The sequence below is a fragment of the Pseudomonas silensiensis genome (assembly GCF_050434865.1).
GTDB classification, from domain to species: Bacteria; Pseudomonadota; Gammaproteobacteria; order Pseudomonadales; family Pseudomonadaceae; genus Aquipseudomonas; species Aquipseudomonas fluorescens_W.
This window is the reverse complement of sequence record NZ_JBNDJH010000038.1, coordinates 1-22,632: the sequence shown is the minus strand read 5'-3', so window position 1 is coordinate 22,632 and position 22,632 is coordinate 1. Positions and strand designations below refer to the sequence as shown.

The 22,632-nt window shown below is 58.7% G+C and carries 29 protein-coding genes; 26 read left to right on the top strand and 3 right to left on the bottom strand.

Features of this window, described 5'->3' with window-relative positions; genetic code table 11:
- Positions 1-440: 440 nt before the first annotated feature.
- From QF010_RS32570 to recX, 21 genes are all read left to right on the top strand, one after another.
- On the top strand, positions 441-791 hold the full coding sequence (locus QF010_RS32570; RefSeq protein ID WP_429534726.1) for a phage holin family protein: 351 nt from the start codon (positions 441-443) through the stop codon (positions 789-791).
- Positions 792-838: 47 nt separating this feature from the next.
- A complete protein-coding gene (locus tag QF010_RS32565) occupies positions 839-1,351 on the top strand; it encodes a hypothetical protein (RefSeq protein WP_429534725.1) in 513 nt (170 codons plus the stop codon).
- Positions 1,352-1,354: 3 nt separating this feature from the next.
- Positions 1,355-1,966, top strand: coding sequence for a phage baseplate assembly protein V (locus QF010_RS32560; protein ID WP_429534724.1), 612 nt, complete (start codon positions 1,355-1,357; stop codon positions 1,964-1,966).
- Positions 1,967-1,976: 10 nt separating this feature from the next.
- Positions 1,977-2,309: a phage baseplate protein gene (locus QF010_RS32555; RefSeq protein ID WP_429534723.1), complete on the top strand. Its 333-nt coding sequence runs from the start codon at positions 1,977-1,979 to the stop codon at positions 2,307-2,309.
- On the top strand, positions 2,306-3,301 hold the full coding sequence (locus QF010_RS32550; protein ID WP_429534722.1) for a baseplate J/gp47 family protein: 996 nt from the start codon (positions 2,306-2,308) through the stop codon (positions 3,299-3,301). Before QF010_RS32555 ends, QF010_RS32550 begins: the two co-directional genes overlap by 4 nt.
- Entirely contained in the window at positions 3,298-3,933 is a 636-nt protein-coding gene (locus QF010_RS32545) for a phage tail protein I (RefSeq protein WP_429534721.1), read from the top strand. Before QF010_RS32550 ends, QF010_RS32545 begins: the two co-directional genes overlap by 4 nt.
- Complete coding sequence (locus QF010_RS32540; RefSeq protein ID WP_429534720.1) at positions 3,934-5,862, top strand: phage tail-collar fiber domain-containing protein; 1,929 nt, start codon at positions 3,934-3,936, stop codon at positions 5,860-5,862.
- Between the two features lie 2 nt (positions 5,863-5,864).
- Positions 5,865-6,287 (top strand): phage tail assembly chaperone, encoded by a 423-nt coding sequence (locus QF010_RS32535; protein WP_429534719.1) that lies wholly within the window; start codon positions 5,865-5,867, stop codon positions 6,285-6,287.
- 99 nt (positions 6,288-6,386) lie between these two features.
- Positions 6,387-6,596: a hypothetical protein gene (locus QF010_RS32530; protein WP_429534718.1), complete on the top strand. Its 210-nt coding sequence runs from the start codon at positions 6,387-6,389 to the stop codon at positions 6,594-6,596.
- Between the two features lies 1 nt (position 6,597).
- Complete coding sequence (locus QF010_RS32525) at positions 6,598-7,764, top strand: phage tail sheath protein (RefSeq protein WP_429534717.1); 1,167 nt, start codon at positions 6,598-6,600, stop codon at positions 7,762-7,764.
- Entirely contained in the window at positions 7,764-8,270 is a 507-nt protein-coding gene (locus tag QF010_RS32520; protein WP_429534716.1) for a phage major tail tube protein, read from the top strand. The genes QF010_RS32525 and QF010_RS32520 overlap by 1 nt, the downstream gene beginning before the upstream one ends.
- Positions 8,271-8,441: 171 nt before the next feature.
- Positions 8,442-9,014, top strand: coding sequence for a phage tail assembly protein (locus QF010_RS32515; RefSeq protein ID WP_429534715.1), 573 nt, complete (start codon positions 8,442-8,444; stop codon positions 9,012-9,014).
- A gap of 128 nt (positions 9,015-9,142) precedes the next feature.
- The gene (locus QF010_RS32510; RefSeq protein ID WP_429534714.1) at positions 9,143-11,302 is read left to right on the top strand and encodes a phage tail tape measure protein; all 2,160 of its coding nucleotides are present in this window, start codon (positions 9,143-9,145) and stop codon (positions 11,300-11,302) included.
- Positions 11,302-11,685 carry a phage tail protein gene (locus tag QF010_RS32505; protein ID WP_429534713.1) on the top strand — a complete coding sequence of 128 codons (384 nt, stop codon included), beginning with the start codon at positions 11,302-11,304 and terminating at the stop codon, positions 11,683-11,685. The genes QF010_RS32510 and QF010_RS32505 overlap by 1 nt, the downstream gene beginning before the upstream one ends.
- Positions 11,678-11,890 carry a tail protein X gene (locus QF010_RS32500; protein ID WP_429534712.1) on the top strand — a complete coding sequence of 71 codons (213 nt, stop codon included), beginning with the start codon at positions 11,678-11,680 and terminating at the stop codon, positions 11,888-11,890. The genes QF010_RS32505 and QF010_RS32500 overlap by 8 nt, the downstream gene beginning before the upstream one ends.
- Positions 11,891-11,899: 9 nt before the next feature.
- Positions 11,900-12,916, top strand: a complete 1,017-nt coding sequence (locus QF010_RS32495) for a phage late control D family protein (protein ID WP_429534711.1) — start codon at positions 11,900-11,902, stop codon at positions 12,914-12,916.
- A gap of 46 nt (positions 12,917-12,962) precedes the next feature.
- Entirely contained in the window at positions 12,963-13,526 is a 564-nt protein-coding gene (locus tag QF010_RS32490) for a glycoside hydrolase family 19 protein (RefSeq protein ID WP_429534710.1), read from the top strand.
- Positions 13,508-14,044 carry a lysis system i-spanin subunit Rz gene (locus tag QF010_RS32485; RefSeq protein ID WP_429534709.1) on the top strand — a complete coding sequence of 179 codons (537 nt, stop codon included), beginning with the start codon at positions 13,508-13,510 and terminating at the stop codon, positions 14,042-14,044. Before QF010_RS32490 ends, QF010_RS32485 begins: the two co-directional genes overlap by 19 nt.
- An 80-nt stretch (positions 14,045-14,124) precedes the next feature.
- Entirely contained in the window at positions 14,125-14,625 is a 501-nt protein-coding gene (locus QF010_RS32480) for a CinA family protein (RefSeq protein ID WP_033053937.1), read from the top strand.
- 83 nt (positions 14,626-14,708) lie between these two features.
- A complete protein-coding gene (gene recA, locus QF010_RS32475; RefSeq protein ID WP_007907270.1) occupies positions 14,709-15,761 on the top strand; it encodes a recombinase RecA in 1,053 nt (350 codons plus the stop codon).
- A gap of 8 nt (positions 15,762-15,769) precedes the next feature.
- Positions 15,770-16,237 (top strand): recombination regulator RecX, encoded by a 468-nt coding sequence (recX, locus tag QF010_RS32470; protein ID WP_429534708.1) that lies wholly within the window; start codon positions 15,770-15,772, stop codon positions 16,235-16,237.
- A 42-nt stretch (positions 16,238-16,279) separates the two neighbouring features.
- Here the strand turns inward: recX and QF010_RS32465 are convergent, their stop codons facing one another.
- The gene (locus QF010_RS32465; RefSeq protein ID WP_033053931.1) at positions 16,280-17,398 is read right to left on the bottom strand and encodes an LOG family protein; all 1,119 of its coding nucleotides are present in this window, start codon (positions 17,396-17,398) and stop codon (positions 16,280-16,282) included.
- A gap of 364 nt (positions 17,399-17,762) precedes the next feature.
- Between QF010_RS32465 and QF010_RS32460 the strand changes: the two genes are divergently transcribed.
- On the top strand, positions 17,763-17,957 hold the full coding sequence (locus QF010_RS32460; RefSeq protein ID WP_033053930.1) for a hypothetical protein: 195 nt from the start codon (positions 17,763-17,765) through the stop codon (positions 17,955-17,957).
- On the opposite strand, the gene QF010_RS32455 is transcribed toward QF010_RS32460, so the two are convergent.
- The gene (locus QF010_RS32455; protein WP_033053929.1) at positions 17,958-18,383 is read right to left on the bottom strand and encodes a PA3611 family quorum-sensing-regulated virulence factor; all 426 of its coding nucleotides are present in this window, start codon (positions 18,381-18,383) and stop codon (positions 17,958-17,960) included.
- A gap of 189 nt (positions 18,384-18,572) precedes the next feature.
- Between QF010_RS32455 and QF010_RS32450 the strand changes: the two genes are divergently transcribed.
- The 3 genes from QF010_RS32450 (at position 18,573) to QF010_RS32440 (ending at position 20,660) form a co-directional block, all read left to right on the top strand.
- Complete coding sequence (locus QF010_RS32450; RefSeq protein WP_429512015.1) at positions 18,573-19,307, top strand: tRNA-uridine aminocarboxypropyltransferase; 735 nt, start codon at positions 18,573-18,575, stop codon at positions 19,305-19,307.
- Between the two features lie 263 nt (positions 19,308-19,570).
- On the top strand, positions 19,571-20,218 hold the full coding sequence (gene erdR, locus QF010_RS32445; protein WP_033053926.1) for a response regulator transcription factor ErdR: 648 nt from the start codon (positions 19,571-19,573) through the stop codon (positions 20,216-20,218).
- A gap of 79 nt (positions 20,219-20,297) precedes the next feature.
- A complete protein-coding gene (locus QF010_RS32440; RefSeq protein WP_033053925.1) occupies positions 20,298-20,660 on the top strand; it encodes a diacylglycerol kinase in 363 nt (120 codons plus the stop codon).
- Here QF010_RS32440 and QF010_RS32435 read toward each other — a convergent pair.
- Positions 20,657-21,583 carry a LysR family transcriptional regulator gene (locus QF010_RS32435; protein WP_008153977.1) on the bottom strand — a complete coding sequence of 309 codons (927 nt, stop codon included), beginning with the start codon at positions 21,581-21,583 and terminating at the stop codon, positions 20,657-20,659. The genes QF010_RS32440 and QF010_RS32435 overlap by 4 nt on opposite strands.
- 150 nt (positions 21,584-21,733) lie before the next feature.
- Between QF010_RS32435 and fpr the strand changes: the two genes are divergently transcribed.
- Positions 21,734-22,513: a ferredoxin-NADP reductase gene (gene fpr, locus QF010_RS32430; RefSeq protein WP_003443014.1), complete on the top strand. Its 780-nt coding sequence runs from the start codon at positions 21,734-21,736 to the stop codon at positions 22,511-22,513.
- The last annotated feature ends 119 nt before the right edge of the window (positions 22,514-22,632 follow it).

The following is a 22,632-nucleotide window of genomic DNA, read 5'->3' as shown; positions in this document are numbered from 1 at the left end:
CCTTTGCCTGCGGGTCTTTCATGCGCCTATGCATTTCAAGTGCATAAATAAATGCATTTGTGCATTGACTGTATATGCATCCATGCATATTCTTTGTCTCAAGCAGCTCAACAAAGCAGCTCGAAACGAAGCTCTTTAGTTCCACCAAAAAGGCAGCGATGAACCGGCCTCAACGGTTCAGAGGGTTGGCAACTGACCCGGGTGTGCAGCGTAAAGCACCACAAGCAGTTATCCGGCGGGCAGGGACCGCGGTCGGAAAAACAATCTGAATCGATCCGTACCGCGCCAGTAGCGCCGAAAGATCAGCGCGAAGGACCGCATTACTGAAAAGCCCGGCAAGCGCCGGGCTTTTTGGAATGCCTACCTACCGTCAGGCACACCAAGAGTCACCGTTTGAAAGATACACATATCTCTCATCAATCACCCCCCGGAGGCGTGACATGACAAACGAGCAACAAGCGTTGCTGGACATGCCGATCTGGCTCGTCATCGTCCTCGCCCTGGTGGGCGGGGTGTCCGGCGAAATGTGGCGCGCCGACAAGGAGGGCGCCCGCGGCTGGTCATTGCTGCGGCGCCTAGCCCTGCGATCCGGGGCCTGCATGGTCTGCGGGGTCTCGGCCATCATGCTGCTGTATGCCGCCGGCGTGTCGATCTGGACGGCTTGCGCGTTCGGTTGCCTGACGGCGATGGCCGGGGCAGACGTTGCCATTGGCCTTTATGAACGTTGGGCGGCCAAGCGGATTGGCGTTTGCGAAGTGCCGCCGCGAGATTCTCGTCCGGATCAACAGTGAACCGGTGTCGCTGATCTTCGCGTTGCTATAAGAACAGGAGGCCATTAATGCCCGCCGTCATCGAAAAACCGTCGCAGCTGTTTTCCGCCGTTGCCGAAACGTTACGCACCACCATTCCCGGCTTGAACGTCGGGAGTCATCAAGACTTTGACGGCACCGGCGATCAGCCCTGGGTGCTGATCACCATCGAACGTAATGCGCCGGGCAACCGTGCCAACGACGGACGTATCGCTCATGTCCTGACGATTTTCTTGCAAGTCGTATTGCCTGGCGCAGGGTTGGCGGCTTGCGATCTGGCCAGTGAGTTGAAAAACCTGGTCGCCGATAACCGCTGGAATCTGCCGGGTGATCAATGCGATATGCCCATGAACATTGATGGCATCCCGTCCGCGTTCATCAGCGAGACGCGGGACTACACCGCCTGGACCGTTTCATTTACCCAAACCCTGTACCTCGGCCCGACGCGACTCGAGGACCCGTTGGGTATTCCGAAATTCGCCCGCACCTGGGAGGTGTCGAACATCGACGACCCGGATCAATACACCGCACTAGAGGACTGACCCATGTTTGATGCGCTTCTACGTATGCAACTGGGCCCGATCATCGAGCGTCTGGCCGAGATGGAGACCGAGCTCGAAGATCTGCACCGGCGTGCCGACAGCTTCTGTCGCATAGGCGTTTGTCAGCAGGTCGATGCGGCCAGCAACACCTGCAAGGTCCGTCATGGCGAGCTGCTTACCCCTGCAATCAGGTTTTTCAATCCGAGTGCCGGCGCACAGAGCGAGTCGCGGATCCCCTCCGTGGGCGAGCAGTGCCTGTTGCTGAACCATGGCGGCGGCGATGGCGGTGGACAATCGGTGGCGTTGTTCGGCCTTAACGGCGGTCAGTTCCCGCCCGTCTCGACACAGGCATCGTTGACGCGTCGCCTCTATCAGGACGGAACGGAAAGCGGTTACGACAACGCCAGTCATGTTCTGCACTGGAAAAACGGCCCGGTGGCGTTCATCGGCTCTCGTGAATCCCTCGAGTTGAGCATCGGCCCGGCAAGGCTGGCGATGACGCCTGAGATCATCGAATTGCAACTGGGCGCCGTCGGCATGCGGCTCGATGCTTCCGGTGTGCATCTGAGCGGCCCGTTGGTGGATCACCAGGGTCGCGTCATCAGTACCGCATAAAGAGCTTCCCATGATCGGAATCGATAGAAACACCGGCGCAACGGTCGATGACTGGCTGCAGTTTGTGCAGCGCGCCACCCGTGCACTGACCACGCCTTTGGGCACGCGTCAGAAGCGTCCTTTGTATGGCTGCGCACTCACTGAGTTGCTGGGGCGGAACCTCGGCGACGACCTGCTGATTCTTGCCCAGAGCCATGCGGCCCATGCGTTTTACAACAAGCACAACGGCATCGACGATTTCGAGCCGCAAGTCATTGTCGCCAGTCGCCGCGGTGCGGGGCTGCTGCTGCGTTTCGCCGGCACCTGGAAAAATCGCCAACAGACTTTTGAGGTAATGGCATGAGCATGTTGATCCCCGGCCAGAATCAGTTGGCCGAACCGGCAATCGTCACGATCGAAGCGTTCGAGGATTTGCTCGCAGAGTTCAAAACCTTTGTCGTCGAGTACGTCGGCGCCCGTTCGCCCGAGAGCGCGGCCAAGCTTTTGGTCAGTCTTGAAAACGAAAGCGAGTTGCTCACCCTGGCCCTTGAGGCCTTTTGTGTTCGGCTGCAAATCCATGAACGTAAATACAACGCCCGCATCAAGCAGATGCTGGCGTGGTGGGCCACCGGGACCAATCTCGATGCGCGCCTCGCGGACATGGGGCTAGAACGTCAGATGCTTGATCCGGGCGACCCGGCGGCGTTCCCGCCGATCGATCCGGTTTTCGAGAGCGATGACGACGCCCGGTTGCGTTATTACCTGGCGCCGCATGCCCCGGCGGCTGGCTCTCGCATGCAGTATCGACGCGAGATCTTCACCCTTGGCGAACGGCCCGCCGTGAAGGTGGAAAGCGCCGCGGCGGGTGTGGTGACGGTCACTTACACCTTCGACCCGGACGGCTATGCAGCGCAGGTCAAGGACGGCAATGGACGCCGTACCGCGCCAGGCGAAGTCACGGTCACGGTGCTTTCCCGGGAGAGCGATGGCACGCCATCCCAAGCGCTGCTCGACGGTGTTCGCCAGCATTTCGCCCGGCCTGATGTACGACCGGAAACGGATCGGGTCACCGTGCAGGCCGCGCAAATCAAGAACTACAAAATCCGGGTGAATGCGAAGATCAACCCGGGGCCCGATTCAGGGCTCACCAAAGTCGCCGCGCAACAGCAGCTGCAGGCGTATGCCGATGCCTGTCATCGCCTGGAAGGGCGGGTGGACCCGAGCTGGATCGACTACACGCTGCACAGCGCCGGCGCGGTTCAGCTGCAAATCCTTGAGCCGGTAGCGCCGATTGTGACGAGTGCTTTTCAAGCGCCGTATTGCACGGGCGTCGAGGTCGAGGTGGATACGTTATGAGTGACGACACACCTCGCGCGAGCCTGTTGCCGGCCAACAGCTCACCGCTGGAAAAGGCACTTGATCTCGGTTTCGCCCGGTTGCTCGAACGCATCGATCCGCCGTTCCCCGACCTGATGAATCCTGCCGAAACACCGCTGGCATTCCTGCCGTATCTGGGCGCGGATCGCGGGGTCAGCGAATGGAGCGCCGAAGCGCCCGAGGCGGAAAAACGCCTGACGGTCGAACTCGCCTGGCCCACAGCACGGCAGGCCGGGACTCGAAAAGCGCTGGCAAACGCGATCAAGGGATTGCAACTGATACCGGAAATTCGTGCCTGGTACGAGCAAACGCCGCCCGGTCCGCCTTACAGCTTTTCCGTTCGGGCTTTTTCCGAACAGCCCTACAGCGAAGCAATTGACGCACGTCTCGACCGACGCCTGGCCGATGCCAAAAGCGAACGCGACACCTTGAAGGTTTCCGTCGGCTTGAGCGCATTCGGCAGTCACGTCATCGGCGCCGCCACCGTATGCGGCGAGCTGACCACGGTTTATCCGATTGTCATCGAAGGGCTTGAAGCCTCGGGTCAGGCCTTCATGGCCGCCGGGCTCTATACCGTCGAAACCTCCACTATTTATCCACAGGGGTCCTAAATGGCCGACTATTACACCCTGCTCACCAATGCGGGGATCGCCTACGAAACCGCCTGCAAGGCGGCGGGCGTGCCGATCAAACTGTCGCAGATCTCCGTCGGTGATGGTGGCGGCACGGTTTACAACCCGGCCGCAACGGCCACCGCACTGAAACGCGAAGTGTGGCGCGGGCCGCTCAATGCGCTGTTCCAGGATGAGAAAAACCCAAACTGGCTGCTGGCCGAAGTGACTATCCCGCCTGAAGTAGGCGGCTGGTATGTGCGTGAGGCCGGATTGTGGACTGATACCGGCATACTGTATGCGATCGTCAAATATCCGGAGTCGTTCAAGCCGGTATTGGCGACGTCGGGTTCGGGGAAAGAGTTCTACATTCGCTCGATTTTCGAGACCAGTAATGCGGCGTTGGTGACGTTGTTGATTGACGACACGGTGGTCAAGGCGACGCGTGCGTGGGTGATGAGTTACCTCGCTGAAGAACTCGGCAAACTCGATGGCAAGCAATCGGTGCGGGTTGCCGCCACCGCTAACGTGGTGTTGAGCGGCGCGCAGCAAATCGATGGCGTCGCGGCAGTTGTAGGTGATCGGGTGTTGCTGTCGAACCAGACGCAGGCCAAGGACAACGGCCTGTGGGTGGTTGCCAATGGCGACTGGGGGCGGGCAAGCGATGCCAACACCAGTGCGAAAGTTACGCCTAGCCTGACTGTGATGGTCGAAGAGGGTGTGGTGAACGGTGATTCGCTGTGGCATCTGACTTCCAACGGGTCGATTGCCCTGGGCACGACGGCGCTGACGTTTGAAAAGTTGGCTGGCCGGACGGGGATTCAGCCGGGGACTTATAAGAGTCTGACCGTGGATAAGTACGGTCGGGCAACCGGTGGTTCGAATCCTGAAACGCTGGCCGGGTTTGGTATCAAGGACGTGTACACCAAGGCTGAAATCGGGGCGATGATTGCCGAGGCTTCGGCGCTGCCGGTCGGCGCGATGGTGGCGTTCCCAGTGAACAAGATTGCGCCCGGGTTTCTGGAGATCGACGGCAGTGTTAAGAGCATTGCGGTCTATCCGGACCTGGCCGCCTACCTGGGGACTACGTTCAACACAGGCGGCGAAGGCGCGGGCAATTTCCGTCTGCCTGAGTCGCGTGGCGAGTTTCTGCGTGGCTGGGACCATGGGCGTGGTGTGGATGCTAGCCGGGCGATTGGCAGTTATCAGCTTGATGCCATGCAGCCCATTGTTGGTAGCTTTTACTCCCGGTCGGCGTCTGCCGCTATTGGTCCCGTCACGGGAGCAGTAGGAGCTACGAACCCGTTTACAGGGACGTCCCTGAAAAACGGGCCAACAGGCGTTTCATACGTCACTCTCGACGCGGGCGGTGGCAACGCAGATACGACAACCTTCGATTCGTCCCGAGCTACCAGGACGGCGGCAGAAACACGACCGCGAAACCTGGCCGTCATGTGGTGCATCAAGGCCTGGAACGCGCCGATCAATCAGGGAAACATTGATATCACCGCGCTTGCTGCGTTGGCTGCTTACGCTACTGAAACCAATCAGGGTACAGCCAAGGTCGCTACACAGAATCAGGCGGATGTCGGGGCCGATGACACTACGTTTATCACGCCAAAAAAAATGCGTTGGGGGATTACAGCCAGCCTTAACGTTAACGGCTACATCATCTTCCCGACGTGGATGTTCAGCTTCATTATCCAGTGGACCACTGTCGGTAGTATTCCAGCGGGTGCATCAGGATCTGTTGCCTGGCCTGTTGCTTTCCGAGCCGCGTGTCTTTTTGGGGGGGCTTGTCCTGTTGGGGTCACCGCTAACAATTCGGCGGGAAATATCGTGCCCGGTGCCGTTTCAAACACGGGTGTCAATTTACATAACTGGGGGGTGATTACCGCGCCTTCCCGGGCATGGGCGTTTGGAGTTTGAACATGCAACGATTTTACAGCCAATCTACTGGGTGCACTTATCTCGAGGGCTTTCACACGCAAATGCCCAAGGACGCTAAACCCATTGCCGAGGAACACTATCAAGCTGTTTTGGCAAATCCGATGCCGGGCAAGGTTCGCGGTCATGATGCTGACGGGTTGCCGATCCTGATAGATCCGCCACCTGAAGATCTGGCCGCGACGGAGAGAGCCTGGCGCAACTTCGAAATTCTGCGGGTGCAATGGATTCGTGACCGGCACCGGGACGAGCAGGAGCTGAGCCGGCCGCCCTCGATCACATTGGAACAATTTTCGGGCTTGCTGGATTACATGCAGACGCTGCGCGATTGGCCGGAACAGCAGGAGTTTCCCGCCGAGCAGTTCCGTCCGGTACAGCCCGCCTGGATCTCCGAGCAAACCCAGTAAACGCCCCGCACTGACGGGGCGTTTTCTTATCCGCTTCACATCACACAACACCTGACAGCCCCACTCACCTGGGGCTTTTTCGTTTCTGGAGAAACCCAAATGGCAGAACGCCAAACCTACACCGTGCTTGTTCCATTCCCCACCGGGGGGGGCCACTGGTCGAGCGTCGATCAAGAACTCGACCTACTCGATGTGGAGGCCAGTGCATTGCGCAGCGCTGGTCGTCTGGAACTGAAAAAAACCGAGGCTGCCGAATCAGCCTCTACATCCACCAAGGCCTTGAAGGCCGTTGCCAAGAAGGCTGAATAACATGGCTGAGGTTCTGAACTTCGAGCACAACGGCATTACCGTCAATGCCACCGAATCCCCCGAGGCCATGGGTGGCCTCGGTGACAACGTCATCGGTCTGATCGGCACTGCGCCGAAAGCCGATCCGCTGATTCCGCGCAATGCTCCGTTTCGCATCAACAGCTTCACCACCCAGGCGCTGCTCGATCCGACCGGCACTGAGTCGGGCACGCTGTTCCACGCAGTGTTCCAGATCCTGAAAGTGGCCAAGGTGCCGGTCTATGTTGTTATCGTCGAAGAGGGCGCCACCCCGGCGGACACGCAGAACAACGTGATCGGCGGCGTTGAGCCTCTGACCGGTCGCAAACTGGGCCTGGCTGCACTGAGCGGCGTAGCGGAAGACCTGACCATCATTGGTGCGCCAGGCTTCACCGGCACCAAAGCCGTGGCGAGTGAGTTCGCCTCGTTTGGCAAACGCATCAAGGCGCGGGTGGTACTCGACGGCAAGGACGCCGCGGTGGCCGATCAAGTGACTTACAGCCAGGAACTGGGCGGTGCGGACCTCGGTTTCGACCGCTGCCTGGTGGTGCACAACATGCCGGCCGTTTACTCCAAAGCGGCGAAGAAAAACGTGTTCCTGGCGCCTTCGAGCCTGGCCATCGCCGCGCTCGCCAAGGTCAAGCAATGGGAAAGCCCGGGCAACCAGGTGACCTACGCCGAAGACGTTTCGCGAGTCGTGGAATACAACATCCTCGACACCTCCACCGAAGGCGATCTGCTCAACCGCTACGGCGTCAGCTATTACGCCCGGACCATCCTCGGCGGTTTCTCGCTGCTGGGTAACCGCTCCATCACCGGCAAGTTCATCAGCTACGTCGGCCTTGAGGATGCGATCAGCCGCAAGCTGGTCAAGGCCGGTCAGAAGGCCATGGCCAAGAACCTGACCAAGTCGTTCATGGATCAGGAGGTCAAGCGCATCAACGACTGGCTGCAAACCCTGGTCGCCGACGAAACCATCCCGGGCGGCAGCGTGTACCTGCACCCTGAGTTGAACAGCGTCGAGAAGTACAAAAACGGTACCTGGTACGTGGTGATCGACTACGGCCGCTACGCACCGAACGAACACATGGTTTATCAACTCAACGCCCGCGATGAAATCATCGAGCAGTTCCTGGAGGATGTTCTCTAATGTTTACCAACCGTGTAAGACAGGCCATCGCGGCCACCCTGCAAGGCCTGCCGTTGTCGGCGACCGTCGAAAGTTTTACTCCGCCGAAAATTGAGTTCGGCATGGAAACCATGACAGGCGGGCGCTTCATCGGCGAGGAAATGATCAAGAACGGCACCGTGCTGACGGCTAATCTGGTCCTGCAAGGCATGGGGCCGGAAGTGATGCTGGCCTTGGGTGTGAAGCTGGGGGAAGACATTCTGCTGAACGTGCGCGAGGCCGGTCAGGATCAGGATGGCAACACTTGGTTTACCTACCACACCGTCGGCGGCAAGCTGAAGTCCCTGGTCGAAACAGCACTCAAAATGGGTGACAAACCCACCACCACGCTCGAGCTCTCCTGCCGCACCTACAACCGCCTCGAAAACGGCATCCCAGTGATCGACATCGACGTGCGCACGCAAAAGTTCGTGCTCAACGGCGTGGACATTCTCGGTGATGCCCGTCGCGCGGTATTGATTCCGTAACCCCTCGCACTACCCCCATGCAACTCGGTTAAACGCAGTCCCTGTGGGAGCGAGCCTTTTCGCGAATGCGGCGTGCCTGACACATTGATGTCGGGTTTGTCGCTGCCATCGTCGGAACGCCGCCCGGAGCCGGCTGGCTCCCACAGGTTGCACACCCAAGGAATTCATTTCATGTCCTGGACGCCTCCCGTTCACCCCTTGTTGTCGCCGATCACCGCCGACGACCAATCGACACTCGAGCAGATTCAGCTCAAACCGTTGTTTTACGCCGCACAGAAAGAAGCCCTGTTCCGTGCCGGCGATGATGAGGACGATCAATTCTTCGAACTGGCGAAATTGGCAACCGGCCTGTCGGTCAAGGAGCTCGACCAGCTCAAACGCCCGGACTACGTGAGCATCGCGCAGTACGTACATGAGATGTCGACTCGCCCGTCGTCGTATTTTTTACAGCGGGACACCGCATCGGACGATCCCGATCAGGTGCAACTGCTGCAACCGCTCGACGCAGCGGGCCGCAGCCTGACCTCGCTGACCCTGGAAATGCCGGTGCTGCGCGCCACCAAGGCGATGAAAAAGCTGAAAACGGCCAAGGAACGCGCCGAGTTCATCACCGCCCATTGCACCGGGTTGATGCTTCCCGATCTGGACCTGCTGACCGTGCCCGACTGGACACAGCTTCAGGTACGCATCGACGATTTTTTAAACAAACCGGCGGACTACTTTCGGAACGCGACATCGAAGTAATCCTTGATGTGGTGCCGCTCATTTACCCGGTAAGTGAAGCGGACATTCTGGAATGGGACGCCGGCAAGGCATTGCGCCGTTACGACATCGCGATCACTCGCCTTGGCGTGAAACAGGAGTAGAGCGGGATGGCAGAGAGTAAGTATTCGCTGTCCGATGCGGCGAGCATCGAGTTGCCGCAACTCGGCAGCGCATCTGAAATGTCGGGGCTGAACCTGGCACTGACCACGGCCAGCCTCGACATCCGTCTGCTGGTGTCGGAGCAGATGAAGCTCCGTGAAACCTTGGCGTTGCTGAACATTGCCCTGTCGTCGCAGCAGTCGCTGCTCAAGGCGAACGCTTCGGTGTCGGCGGCAGGCAGTGAGCCAAAGTCAAAACTCAAGGCTGAGGTTGACCAGCGTGCACCGCCTGATTTGCTCAAGTCTGCGATGGCGGCTGAGCTGGCGATGGTTGAGCTCAACCAGGTGCTGAAGCTGGACAATGTCCAGTTGCAGAAACTGTCGGAGGCCAACCAGAAAATGGCCACTGACAAGCAGGTTGCTCCGAGCGGGGCAACTGCGGTTCAACTGGCCCAGGTCGAGTTGGCGGCGGCGAAGGCAGGTATCGGGGACGGGCTCGACCCGGCCAAAAAGCAGGACGAACTGCTGAACTTCACCCGAGATAGCGCGGTGACGGCGTCGGCGTTCAATCTCGACGTCAAGGCCGCCAGCGAGATGCTGTTGGGCTGGCGCAACTCGATGAAACTGGATCGGGGACAAAGCCTGAGTCTGGCGGATGCGACCAACCATCTCGGCAACAGCGGCCTGAATGTCAAAGCAGCAGACATCGGTTCTGTCGTGCAACGCAGTGGCGAGGCGGGCATCGCCGCGGGAATGACGCTGGAACAGATGGCGGGCCTCGCGGCGGCGTTCTTGAACAGCGGCGCGGATAAGGCCGGTGCCGGTGAGGCTTTGAAAGGTTTCACCATGGTTTTGGCCAAGGGGGACGCGGCTTCACCGGCACAGCGCAAGGCCTGGTCTGACCTGGACGGCAAATTTAATCCCGGGATGTTGGCTGATGGCCTGCGCAAGGACGCGCCGGGAACGATCAACTTGGTGCTTGAAGCACTGAAGAAAAAACCTGCAGAAGAACAGCAGTCACTGACCAAGACATTGTTCGGTGATAACGCGGCGATTCTTGAACTGCTGAAAAAGCCGGAAGACGTTCAAAAGGCTTTTTTGCTGGTGTCCGAACGGACCTCCGACGGGGTGTTGCCGAAATACAACGGTTCCGTAGCGAAATCCGCCGAGGCGCTTGGGGAAACCTCGCAAGGGCGCTGGAATGCGCTGGATGCGAGTAAGAACCGGATGTTCACGGCGGGCGGCAATGCCCTGGCACCGTTGACTGATGGTTTGATGGTGTCGCTTGGCGCATTGGCCGATGGCTTGAGCGGGGTCGCTGAAGCACAACCGAAAACTACTGCAGGATTACTGGTGCTCGCGGGGGCCATTGCGTTGGCGCGTGGTGCTGAAATCAAGGTCGCGATGGCGTCCGCGATCACAGCTGCAGCGACAAAACTTCTGGTCCTGGCCGGTGCGCGACCGATTCCCGAAGCGGGTGATCTGACAGCCGATGCCAAAGAGCGTGGCCGTAAGGGCAAAAAGCAACCCCGAGGCGCAAGGGCCGGAAAAAGCACCGCTCCTGGAAAAGCCGCGATCAAGCCCATCCCCAAAAGCACTACCAAGGTGCCACGTATGTCGACCGGGAGTCGCTTGCTGGGTGCCGCCAGAATGGGCTCGGCAGTCACCCAACGGGTTGCGCCGCTGATGCTGCTCAGCGCTGGTTACGATGCTGTCAAAGGCCTGCAGGCGGGTGATACCAAAGCGGTCGGCGGTGCGCTGGGCTCTGCCGGTGGTGGGCTCGCCGGTACTTATGCGGGCGCTGCTGCCGGCGCCATGATTGGCAGCGTGGTGCCTATTCTGGGGACCGCAGTTGGTGGCGTGATTGGTGGTTTGCTGGGTGGTGTGGCGGGCAGTTGGGGAGGGGAATGGCTGGGTGAGAAACTCGCTAAACCCGCCGACAAGCTCGCCGCTCCAGATCAGGTCAGCAAAGACCTGACCAACGCCCAGACGAGTAATCAACAGAACACGGTTAACGCGAACATCTACATCAACGGCCAGGATCAGGCCAGCGCCAGTCAATTGGCGAACCTGGTTGTGCAACAGATCACGGGCCAATTAGGACTTATGACAATGCCCAACTCACTCGCCATGCGAAGTGATGCGGCCCTGACCGACGGAGGTACATGATGCGTCAGCAAATGGCACTCGGCAGTTTCATTTTCGGCCTGTCCAGAAAATTCGCTTACCACAGCCTGGTGCGCACCTCGGACGGCGGCTGGAAGAGCATCGACATCCTCACCAGCAAACCCAAATCCAGTCAGATCGGCCAAGGCCTGCAAGGGCTGACGATAACGGGCAAGTCGATGTACGCGACCGCCATGGATCGGCTCGATGAGTTGCGTGCCTTGCAGGCGCTGCGCATCCCTTTGCCTTTGGTTGATGGCATTGGCCGCAACTGGGGGCTGTGGCAGATCAACAAGGTATCGGAGACCCAGAGTGAGGTCATTGATGACGGCACCGCGATGGTGGTCGGCTGGGTGGTCGAATTGACGGAGTTCGCCAATGCGTAGGGCTCGAAGTATTGCCGGTGATTCGGTGAATCTGTTGCTGTACCGCGAGCTTGAGCGTTGTGACGATGCTGCCGAGGAAGCGCTCTGGCGTCTTAATCCGGAGCTTGCCGAATGGGGGCCGATATTGCCGGCGGGCGTGTGGGTTGTGCTGCCGGAAGTGGATTCGAAACCTGTCGCACCCACACCGGTTTCGGCCTGGGATTAAGGAGGCAACATGTCACTGGGTTTCACCCCTACGATGGAAATTTACGGCGCGAACGCTGCGCTGCTCAACGAACGATTGCTCAGTTGGACGCACATCGACGCGGCAGGGATCGAGTCCGATCAACTGACGCTCACGATCAGTCTGGATGGGCTTGAAGGGTTGCCCAGCCTTGGCGGAAAAATCGGTCTGCGGGTCGGTTATCTGGAGTCGGGGCTGGTGGATAAAGGCGAGTTCGTCATTACCCGGCGCACGCCGACCCTGTTTCCCCTGCGTCTGACGCTGGTGGCGACGGCAGCGCCGTTCAGTGCGGCTGATCAGACCGGATTCAAGCAGCGCCGATCGGTCAGCCATGGCCCGACGACCTTGGGTGCGCTGTTTCGCCAGTTGACGTCCAGGCACGGATTTTCCCCTCGTGTGGCCCCGGACCTGTCGCTGATAAAAATCGAGCACATCGACCAGTCCAACGAAACAGACATGGGGTTTCTGACGCGACTGGCCTACCTTCATGACGCCGTCGCCAAGCCGATCAACGAGCTGTACGTGCTGGCGCGGCGCGGTCAGGCGAAATCGTTATCGGGCAAAATCCTGCCGACCATAAAGCTGTCGGTGACGACGAACAATCGCCCAGGCGATCACGCCTTTATCTCCGCCATCCTGGATGAAACTGCGCGAGCGAAATACCAGGGTTGCAAGACCAGTTGGTGGGACGCGGCGGCCGGCAGTGTGCGTGTGGAGGAGAGCGGTATCGCGCCGTTCAAGAACCTTCGCCAGCGCTTTCAGAGCGCAGGCGATGCCCGGGCCGCCGGCGAAGGTGAGGTTCGCCGGATGATGCGCGAAGCACTCAAGGTGACAATCGCATGCCCTGGCAATCCGGGATTGTCCGCCGAAGGAGTCGTGCTGCTGGACCCCACCTGGCCGGATTTCATGCGCGGTCGTTGGTCGATCGACAAGGTCACCGCCACCGGCGACCGAGAAAAAAGCTATCGATGCACGATTGACGCGACCTGCCTGGACGCGAAGGCCTGACACCATTGATTTTTGGGAGGTCATCCATTAACCACAGGAGCGAGTGATGCGCGTCACAGATCAACAGTTACTGAACATTTTCCCCAACGCCCGCTCCCAAGCGGACGTTTTCATTTCCGCTCTCAACACCGCCATGCTTCGTTTCAGCATCAACACCCCAAAACGCATCGCCGCTTTCCTTGCGCAAGTCGGTCACGAATCGGGACAGTTGCAGTACGTACGTGAACTGGGCAGCACCCAATACCTGAGCAAATACGACACCGGCGCCTTGGCCGCCCGTTTGGGCAATACTCCAGAACCCGACGGAGACGGTCAAAAATACCGTGGCCGAGGCCTGATTCAGATCACCGGTCGCGACAATTACCGTCAGTGCAGTCTCGGACTGTTCGGCGATGATCGCTTGTTGTTTTTGCCTGAACTGCTGGAAAAGCCGCAATGGGCCGCCGAGTCAGCCGCCTGGTTCTGGGAGCAAAATGGCTTCAACGAACTGGCCGACCGCGACCAGTTCAACAGCATCACCCGCCGCATCAACGGCGGTCTGAACGGGCTGCAAGATCGTTTGCAACTCTGGGCACGGGCGAGGGCGGTGTTATGCCAGCCTTCGGTTTGATCCCGATGTCTTACCGCGTCATTGGCATTGTTGTGTTTCTGGCTGTGTTGGCCGGTGGTTCAGCGGCGCTGGCCTGGCAGTTTCAGGATTGGCGTTATGGCGGGCAACTGGCGGAACAGGCCAAGCAGCACGCCGAGGCACTGAATCAGCTGGCTCTGGCAGCCGCAACGCAGCAACAGACCGAGCAGGACAAGCGCCTGGCACTGGAGCAGCGTCTTTCGACCAGCGAACAAACCCATTACCGAGTGCTTAGCGATGCCCAACGTGATCAAGGTCGCCTGCGCGATCGTCTTGCCACTGCTGATGTGCGCCTGTCAGTCCTCCTCGATGCCCATGACACTGCCTCTGTCTGTGGAGTGCCAACCGCCTCCGGAGCCAGCCGCGTGGGTCATGGAGCCGCGCGCGCCCGACTTGACCCGGCGCATGCTCAGCGAATTATCGCCATCACCGACGACGGGGACCGCGGACTGATTGCCTTGCAGGCCTGTCAGGCTTATATCAGAGCCCTCGCTCGCTAACATTTTGATCGATTCTGTGCCTTGCAAGCGCGTTACGCTCGTGTACGGTAGTTCTCATTCCGCATCCTCAGGAGATGACCGTGAAAGAAATCACCCAACTGGCCGCTGAACTGGGCAGGCGCTTGCAGGTTCTCAATGCTCACGTCGCCGCCGCCGAGTCCTGTACCGGCGGCGGGATCAGCGAGGCGATCACCCGGATTCCGGGGAGTTCGGCATGGTTCGAGGCGGGTTATGTCACCTATTCAAATCGCCAGAAAACCGAGCAGTTGAATGTCCCGGTCGAGTTGTTTTCGACGGTGGGGGCGGTCAGTCGCGAGGTGGTCGAGGCCATGGTTCGGGGCGCGCAGGAAAAAAGCCGGGCGCGATTTGCCGTGGCGGTCAGCGGTGTGGCGGGGCCGGATGGCGGTTCGCCGAGCAAGCCGGTGGGCACGGTGTGGCTGGCCTGGGGCGTTGGTGAACAGGTGTTCAGCGAGGTGCAGTACTTTCCCGGCAACCGTGAAGAGGTCCGCCGACAAACGGTGAAGGCCGCGCTAGAGGGGCTGCTGCGCCATGCCGCTGGAGAAATCTCAAATCAGGGGTAGGCGATCCTGAAACGCTGTGGAATAATACTGGCTACTTATACAGGTGTTGGCCGTCAGGCCTTATTGATTACGTGAGGACTTTAATGGACGACAACAAGAAGAAAGCCTTGGCTGCGGCCCTGGGTCAGATCGAACGTCAATTCGGCAAGGGTGCCGTAATGCGTATGGGCGATCAGGACCGTCAGGCGATCCCGGCTATCTCCACTGGCTCTCTGGGTCTGGACATCGCGCTCGGCATTGGCGGTCTGCCAAAAGGTCGTATCGTTGAAATCTACGGTCCTGAATCCTCCGGTAAAACCACGCTGACACTGTCGGTGATCGCCCAGGCTCAAAAAGCCGGCGCGACCTGCGCATTCGTCGATGCTGAACACGCCCTTGACCCTGAGTATGCCGGCAAACTGGGCGTCAACGTCGACGACCTGCTGGTTTCGCAGCCGGACACCGGCGAGCAAGCCCTGGAAATCACCGACATGCTGGTGCGTTCCAATGCGGTTGACGTGATCATCGTCGACTCCGTGGCGGCTCTGGTTCCAAAGGCTGAAATCGAAGGCGAAATGGGTGACATGCACGTGGGCCTGCAAGCCCGTCTGATGTCCCAGGCGCTGCGTAAAATCACCGGTAACATCAAGAACGCCAACTGCCTGGTTATCTTCATCAACCAGATCCGTATGAAAATCGGCGTGATGTTCGGCAGCCCGGAAACCACCACCGGTGGTAACGCGCTGAAGTTCTACGCTTCGGTTCGTCTGGACATCCGCCGTACTGGCGCGGTGAAAGAAGGTGACGAGGTTGTCGGTAGCGAAACCCGCGTCAAGGTTGTGAAGAACAAAGTGGCTTCGCCGTTCCGTCAGGCCGAGTTCCAGATTCTTTACGGCAAAGGCATCTACCTCAATGGCGAGATGATCGACCTGGGCGTGCTGCACGGTTTTGTTGAAAAGTCCGGCGCCTGGTATGCCTATGAAGGCACCAAGATCGGTCAGGGCAAGGCCAACTCGGCCAAGTTCCTGGCAGACAATCCGGAAATCGCCGCCAAGCTCGAGAAGCAACTGCGTGACAAGTTGCTGACTCCAGCGCCGGACGTCAAAGCATCGCCAGTCAAAGAGACTGCTGATGACCTGGCTGACGCAGATATCTGATTGATCCGATGACCGCCGTACTCGATACACTCGTCGCGGTGCGGCGAACCGCAATGGACCTGCTCGCGCGACGCGAGCACGGTCGAGTCGAGTTGACGCGTAAACTGCGTCAACGCGGCGCCCTCCCAGAAATGATCGACACGGCACTCGACCGTTTGACGGAAGAAGGCCTGCTGTCCGAATCCCGCTACCTCGACAGCTTTGTTTCCTACCGTGCCCGTTCCGGTTATGGCCCTTTGCGTATTCGTGAAGAGTTGAGCCAGCGCGGCCTGCAACGTGCCGACATCGAACTTGCTTTGCGCGAGAGCGGTATCAACTGGCAGGAACAACTGGAAGACACCTGGCGGCGAAAGTTTTCCGGACATTTACCGATAGACGCCCGGGAACGTGCCAAACAAGGCAGGTTCCTGAGTTATCGGGGATATTCCATGGAAATGATCAGCCGCTTGTTCAGCGGCCGAGGGATGGACGATTGACTGAAACGGCTCGCTATTTCGATAGCGGGCCGTTTTTTTTGCTTACGTAACCTTGGACGGTTCCCGCGAGCGCTGTTGCGCCTGGGGTTGGGGTTGCGCCCAGTTTTCCGGCAAGTTGATGTAGTCCACCAGTTCCCGCAAGCGTCCATGATCACGGGCGTTGAAGGTGAAGGCGAGTCGAGCCAGGTGGCTGAACTGCGGTTCGTCGTGTTCCTCTCCGCTGTAAGCATGTTGATGGAAATGATCACTCAGACACAGGTCGGCAAATGCCTCTTGCATATGTTCGAGCGCCTGGTCGCTGAGCTTGTGATTCATGCGGATCACGAATTGATGCTTGAGCCAGCGACTGGAGTGGAAGTTGCTGTAGAACTGGTTGATCTGCTCCACAGCCTCTTCCGCGCTATAGACCAGGCTGACGAGTTTCATATCGGTCGGCAGGATGTAGCGATTTTCCTCCAGTTGATGGTGAATGAAGTCCAATGCGCCTTGCCAGAACTTGCCGCCGGGAGCGTCCAGCAATATCACGGGCACCAGCGGGCTTTTGCCAGTCTGGATCAGTGTCAGCACTTCCAGCGCTTCATCCAGGGTACCGAAACCGCCAGGGCACAGGACCAGCGCATCGGCTTCCTTGACGAAGAACAGCTTGCGGGTGAAGAAGAAGTGGAAGGGCAACAGGTTGGTAGTGCCATTCACGGTGGGATTGGCATGCTGCTCGAAGGGCAGGGTGATATTGAATCCCAGGCTGTGTGCCAGGCCGGCACCTTCGTGAGCCGCTGCCATGATGCCGCCACCGGCACCGGTAATGACCATCAGGTCTGAGCGCGCCAGCGCGGCGCCGAGCTCTCGGGCCAGACCGTACAGCGGATGTTCTATCGGCGTTCGGGCCGAGCCAAAAACGGTGACCTTTCGGCGCCCCCTGAATTGCTCCAGAACACGAAAAGCGTGTTCCAGTTCGCGTAGGGCTTGCAGGGTGATCTTGGCATTCCAGCGGTTGTGATCTTCCTGGGCCATGCGCAGCACGGTCAGGATCATGTCGCGGTAGATCGGGATGTTCGGGCTGTTGGGTGAAACAAGGTTGAGTTGCTCTTCGACCTTGCTGATGAGGTCGTGGCCGCTTTCTTCAAAATGACGGCTCAGGAGGTCATTCGGTTGGTAAGGCATCAACTTCTCCTTCCATACAGGCTCTGTTTTTCCCTTGGATGAAGGAAACATTCGCACGACAAGACGTGCAATGGGCAGCCCTTTCCTGCCCTTAAAATTGAACGTGAACACTATGAATCTAGACCCTCGCGGAGGTTTCCGCTGACTTGATCATTGCGCCGCAAAGTCTTTCCTGGCAACCGCTTATTGGCGATTTGCAAGGTGCTTTCACCGCTCGTCTGAACGCCAGGCGAGTGTCCGACAGTCTGATTTACTAATATGACAGGCACGACAACATCTTTGCGTCAAAGGCAGGGCGCACGGTACAAGCGGTTCAAGGATTTTATCGCTCAAGCAAGGGCGAGGTGCAGGGAGGCGGGAAGCGATGGCCAGAGTCATTCTGGAGATCGATACGCAACTGTATCGATTACTGAAGTCATCGGCCGAGACCAATCATTTGAGTCTCGAAGAGGAGTGTTGCCGACGTCTGGAGGGCGCCGAACGACGTTCACGTTATTTGCAGGCGTTGTTGGCAGAACTGCGCGCCGAGGATGAACAGCGGCGCGCCAATTCCCAATGATTACTTCTTCTTGGTCGGAGCCGCTTTCGGGCAATCCGATTCCTGATAGCTGGCGGAGCCGACCGAGCGGTTGGTCTTCACCTCAGTGAAGTCGTAACGCATGACCGCGCCCTTGGCCATCAGTTTGCGGAACGATGGGTTGTTGCATACGGAAGCGCCAAGCTGGAAATACACGGCTTTGGGGTCGGCACGCATCTTGTTGGCGTGGCTGCTTTGTACGCTTAGATGGTTGATCAGCGTGTTGCCTTCGACGGTGTAGCCCTGATCAAGAATGTCTTCGTTGATCGCCCGTGGAGTACCAACACTGCTTTGTGTGGCGACGTTTCGCAGCTCTCGGTTGAGATTCTGCTCACTCAAGGATGCAGCCTGAGCGCTGAAGGACGACGCCAGCAAAATGGCAGCGGTGGGAACGATAAGGCGCAGCATGAAACTCTCCTGGTTCAGTGACTGGTGGTTCGACCCGTCACATGACTGTGCGTTCAGTGGCGGCGAATTATAGGGGACGAGGCCTGGACGGTACAGGCTTGCGCCGGCTGCTCTGATAAACTGCCGCCACTTTCTGCCCTGCCGAGTGTTTTTCGTGTCGATTTTCTTCCCCTGCCGGCGTTGCCTGCGATGAACCCTGCACCCCCACGCTTTGCTGCAAACGCAGTAGCCCGCTTGCGCGATGAGCGAGAGGAAGAGGGCATCAAGCCGATTCAGGCCCGCGGCTGGAGGGCACCGCGTTGCCGAGCCTGCCGCGTGATCGAGAGCCACTGCCTGTGCGCCTGGCGCCCGCAAGTCGAGGCCCGTTCTGGCGTGTGCCTGATCATGACCAACAAGGAAGTGTTCAAACCGAGCAACACCGGTTGGCTGATCGCCGATGTGGTGCGCGACAACCATGCGTTCATCTGGTCGCGTACGGAAGTTGATGAGCAACTGCTGGCGCTGCTGGCCGACCCGCAATGGCAGCCCTATCTGGTGTTTCCGGGTGAGTATGTCGAACCCGAGCGTGTCACAAACAGCGTCGATGCCGATAGTTCGAAGCGTCCCCTGTTCATTTTGCTGGATGCCACCTGGACAGAAGCCCGGAAGATTTTCCGCAAAAGTCCCTACTTTGATCGGCTTCCGATCCTGAGCCTGTTGCCCGAGAAGTTGTCGCGGTATCGGTTGCGCCGATCGACCCGCAGCGAGCATTTATGCACAGCCGAAGTGGCGGCGTTGTGTCTCGATCTGGCCGGTGATACCGAGGCAGCGTCGGCACTGGACGCCTATTTCGACGTGTTCAGCCAACATTACCTTGATGCCAAACATCAGCTTGAAATGAATGTTGCAACACCGGCACACGCCGAGCTGATGCCTTTTGTGTAAACGGCGCCCCTGTCACGCGTTGATTGTCGCCCATACTGCAAAGAACTGTACCGGCCATGCACCTTGACCACCCCGACTTCGCTGGGCATGCTTGGCGCCGATTGGGGCGCGGCCAAGTTTGATACGCCGTATTCTTTACGTGGATTGCCACGTGATTGGCGTTGAACGTGCCCTGTTGGTGCAGCTCCGTGGCTGTACCTCGAGTTGTTTTGGCGAAGCCTGAATGCATCGGGCGTCCCATAAAAAACAGGATCATTTGAAAAATGGCCACATACGAAATCCTGATTGCCGATGACCACCCTCTTTTTCGTAGCGCCCTGCATCAAGCGTTGACCCTGGGCCTGGGCCCGGAAGTCCGTCTGGTGGAAGTGGCAAGCATTGCCGAGCTGGAAACCCGTCTGGACGAGAAGTCCGACTGGGATCTGGTGCTGCTGGACCTGAATATGCCGGGGGCCTACGGCTTTTCAGGGCTGGTGCTGTTGCGCGGTCAGTATCCGCAGATTCCGGTGGTCATGGTGTCGGCCCAGGAAGAAGCCTCGATCATGGTCAAGTCCCGTGAATTCGGCGCCAGCGGTTTCATCCCCAAGTCCAGTGATCTGAGCGTCATCCAGAAAGCTGTACGCGCGGTGCTCGACGGTGATGTGTTCTGGCCGCCCCAGGCGTTCGAGGCAGTCAGCGTTTCCGCCGAAGCCAAGGCCGCCAGCGAAGGCCTTGCGAGCCTGACGCCTCAGCAGTTTCGTGTGCTGACCATGGTCTGTGAAGGCTTGTTGAATAAGCAGATTGCCTACGAGCTGAGCGTTTCCGAAGCGACGATCAAAGCGCATGTGACGGCGATTTTTCGCAAGCTGAATGTGCGGACCCGGACCCAGGCAGCCTTGCTTCTGCAACAACTTGAGTCAATTTCGAACTAATCAGGCGCGGCGCGTTCACGCTTTTTTGACTTTGCTTAATCTAGCTTTCCCACTTCTTTTTTGGTCAGTTGCCCACTTTATGTCACCTTTCAAAGGCCAAACCGGCCTAAAACGCATCCTCAACGCCTCCGGTTATTCGCTGGACGGTCTGCGCGCAGCCTTCACCGGCGAAGCGGCTTTTCGGCAACTGGTGTTGCTCAACGTCATTTTGATTCCGCTGTCGTTCTTCCTGAACGTCAGCCGCGTCGAGCAGGCGTTGCTGATTGCCGTCTGCCTGTTGGCGTTGATTGTCGAACTGCTCAATTCGGCAGTGGAAGCGGCCATCGACCGCATCTCCCTTGAGTTGCATCCGTTGTCCAAGAACGCCAAGGACATGGGCAGCGCCGCTCAGTTCGTAGCCTTGAGCATGATCGCGCTGGTCTGGGCGATCATCCTGCTCTAAGCAATGGTGGGCAGAACGATCTCGTCGCTGCGCTGAACCCCTGCGGTGAAAGCGCGGCACAGGTCGAGGAATTCACGCATCGCCGACGTCTGATATTTCTGTTTGTGCCAGATGAAATAGAACTGCCGCGCCAGATCCAGATCCGGCGTCTCCACGGGCACCAGGCTGCCGCGGCGGAAGGCATCGCGCAGTGCCAGGCGAGAAATGCAGCCAATCCCCAACCCGGACTCCACCGCACGCTTGATCGCTTCGGTGTGTTCCAGTTCCAGTCGGATATTCAGCGAGCTGCGATGGTGACGCATGGCCTGGTCAAAGGTCAGTCGCGTGCCAGAACCCTGTTCACGCAGAATCCAGGCCTCATGAGTCAACTCTTCCATGGTCGCCGTGCCGCGCTTGGCCAGTGGATGCTGGGGCGCGCAGAACACCACCAATTCATCCTCGACCCAGCTCTGCACTTCGATGTCCGGATGACTGCAGTCGCCTTCGATTAGACCCAGATCAATTTCATAGTGGGCGACTTGCTGCACAATGTTGGCAGTGTTCTGCACGTGCAGCTTCACCTGGCTTTCCGGATGGCGCTGCATGAAGCTGCCGATCAGCAAGGTGGCCAGGTAATTGCCGATGGTCAGGGTCGCGCCGACCGCCAGAGAGCCGAATCCCGACTTGCCATTGAGCAAGTCTTCGATTTCCTTGGACTGGTCGAGCAGCGCCACCGCTTGCGGCAGCAGCTGTTTGCCGAGGGCGTTGAGGCTCAGCCGTTTGCCGGCGCGGTCGAACAGCTGGCAGCTGGACTGACGCTCTAGCTCGGTGATCGAGGTGCTCGCCGCCGATTGCGAGAGGTTGAGCAGACCCGCAGCACGGGATACGCTTTCCTGCTGGGCGACGGCGACGAATACTTGAAGTTGACGGAGAGTAAATCGCATATCGATATAACCGATAACCCTTATCTTAATAATCCAGTTAACAGATATTGTCGCTGCCATTAGAATGCGATGCAATTGCGCACAGCAGCTCATTTTTTGCAGAGCAGGCGCAGAGCACGCGCAGACAAAATCTCCAGGAGTCCCACGTACATGAGCAACATGAACCACGAGCGTGTCCTCAGTGTTCATCACTGGAACGACACTCTGTTCAGCTTCAAGTGCACCCGCGACCCGGGCCTGCGCTTCGAGAACGGTCAGTTCGTGATGATCGGCCTGCAACAGCCCAACGGCCGGCCGCTCATGCGCGCTTACTCGATTGCCAGCCCGAACTGGGAAGAGCATCTCGAGTTCTTCAGCATCAAGGTGCCTGATGGCCCGCTGACTTCCCAGCTGCAGCATCTGAAGGAAGGCGACGAGATCATCATCAGCAAGAAGCCTACCGGCACGCTGGTGCTGGATGACTTGAAGCCTGGCAAACATTTGTACCTGCTCAGCACCGGTACCGGTCTGGCGCCGTTCATGAGCGTCATCCAGGACCCGGAAACCTACGAGCGTTTCGAAAAAGTGATCCTGTGCCACGGCGTACGGTACGTCAACGAAGTCGCTTACCGCGAGTTCATCACCGAGCACTTGCCGCAGAACGAGTTCTTCGGCGAGGCCCTGCGTGACAAGTTGATCTACTACCCGACCGTGACCCGTGAGCCGTTCGAGAACGAAGGTCGCCTGACCGACCTGATGCGCAGCGGCAAGCTGTTCAGCGACATCGGTCTGCCGCCAATCAACCCGCAGGACGACCGCGCGATGCTGTGCGGCAGCCCGAGCATGCTCGACGAGACCAGCGAAGTGTTGAACAGCTTCGGCCTGAAAGTGTCGCCGCGGATGCGTGAGCCGGGTGATTACCTGATCGAACGAGCGTTCGTCGAGAAGTAAGCAAATCACCTAACGGCTTTGCTTTCCCTGTGGGAGATTCTATGTTGCCCCGCAACCCTGAATTCTCAGGCTGACAAGTATTCGCTCTGATTTTTCATCAGGGCGAATGCCACCCGACA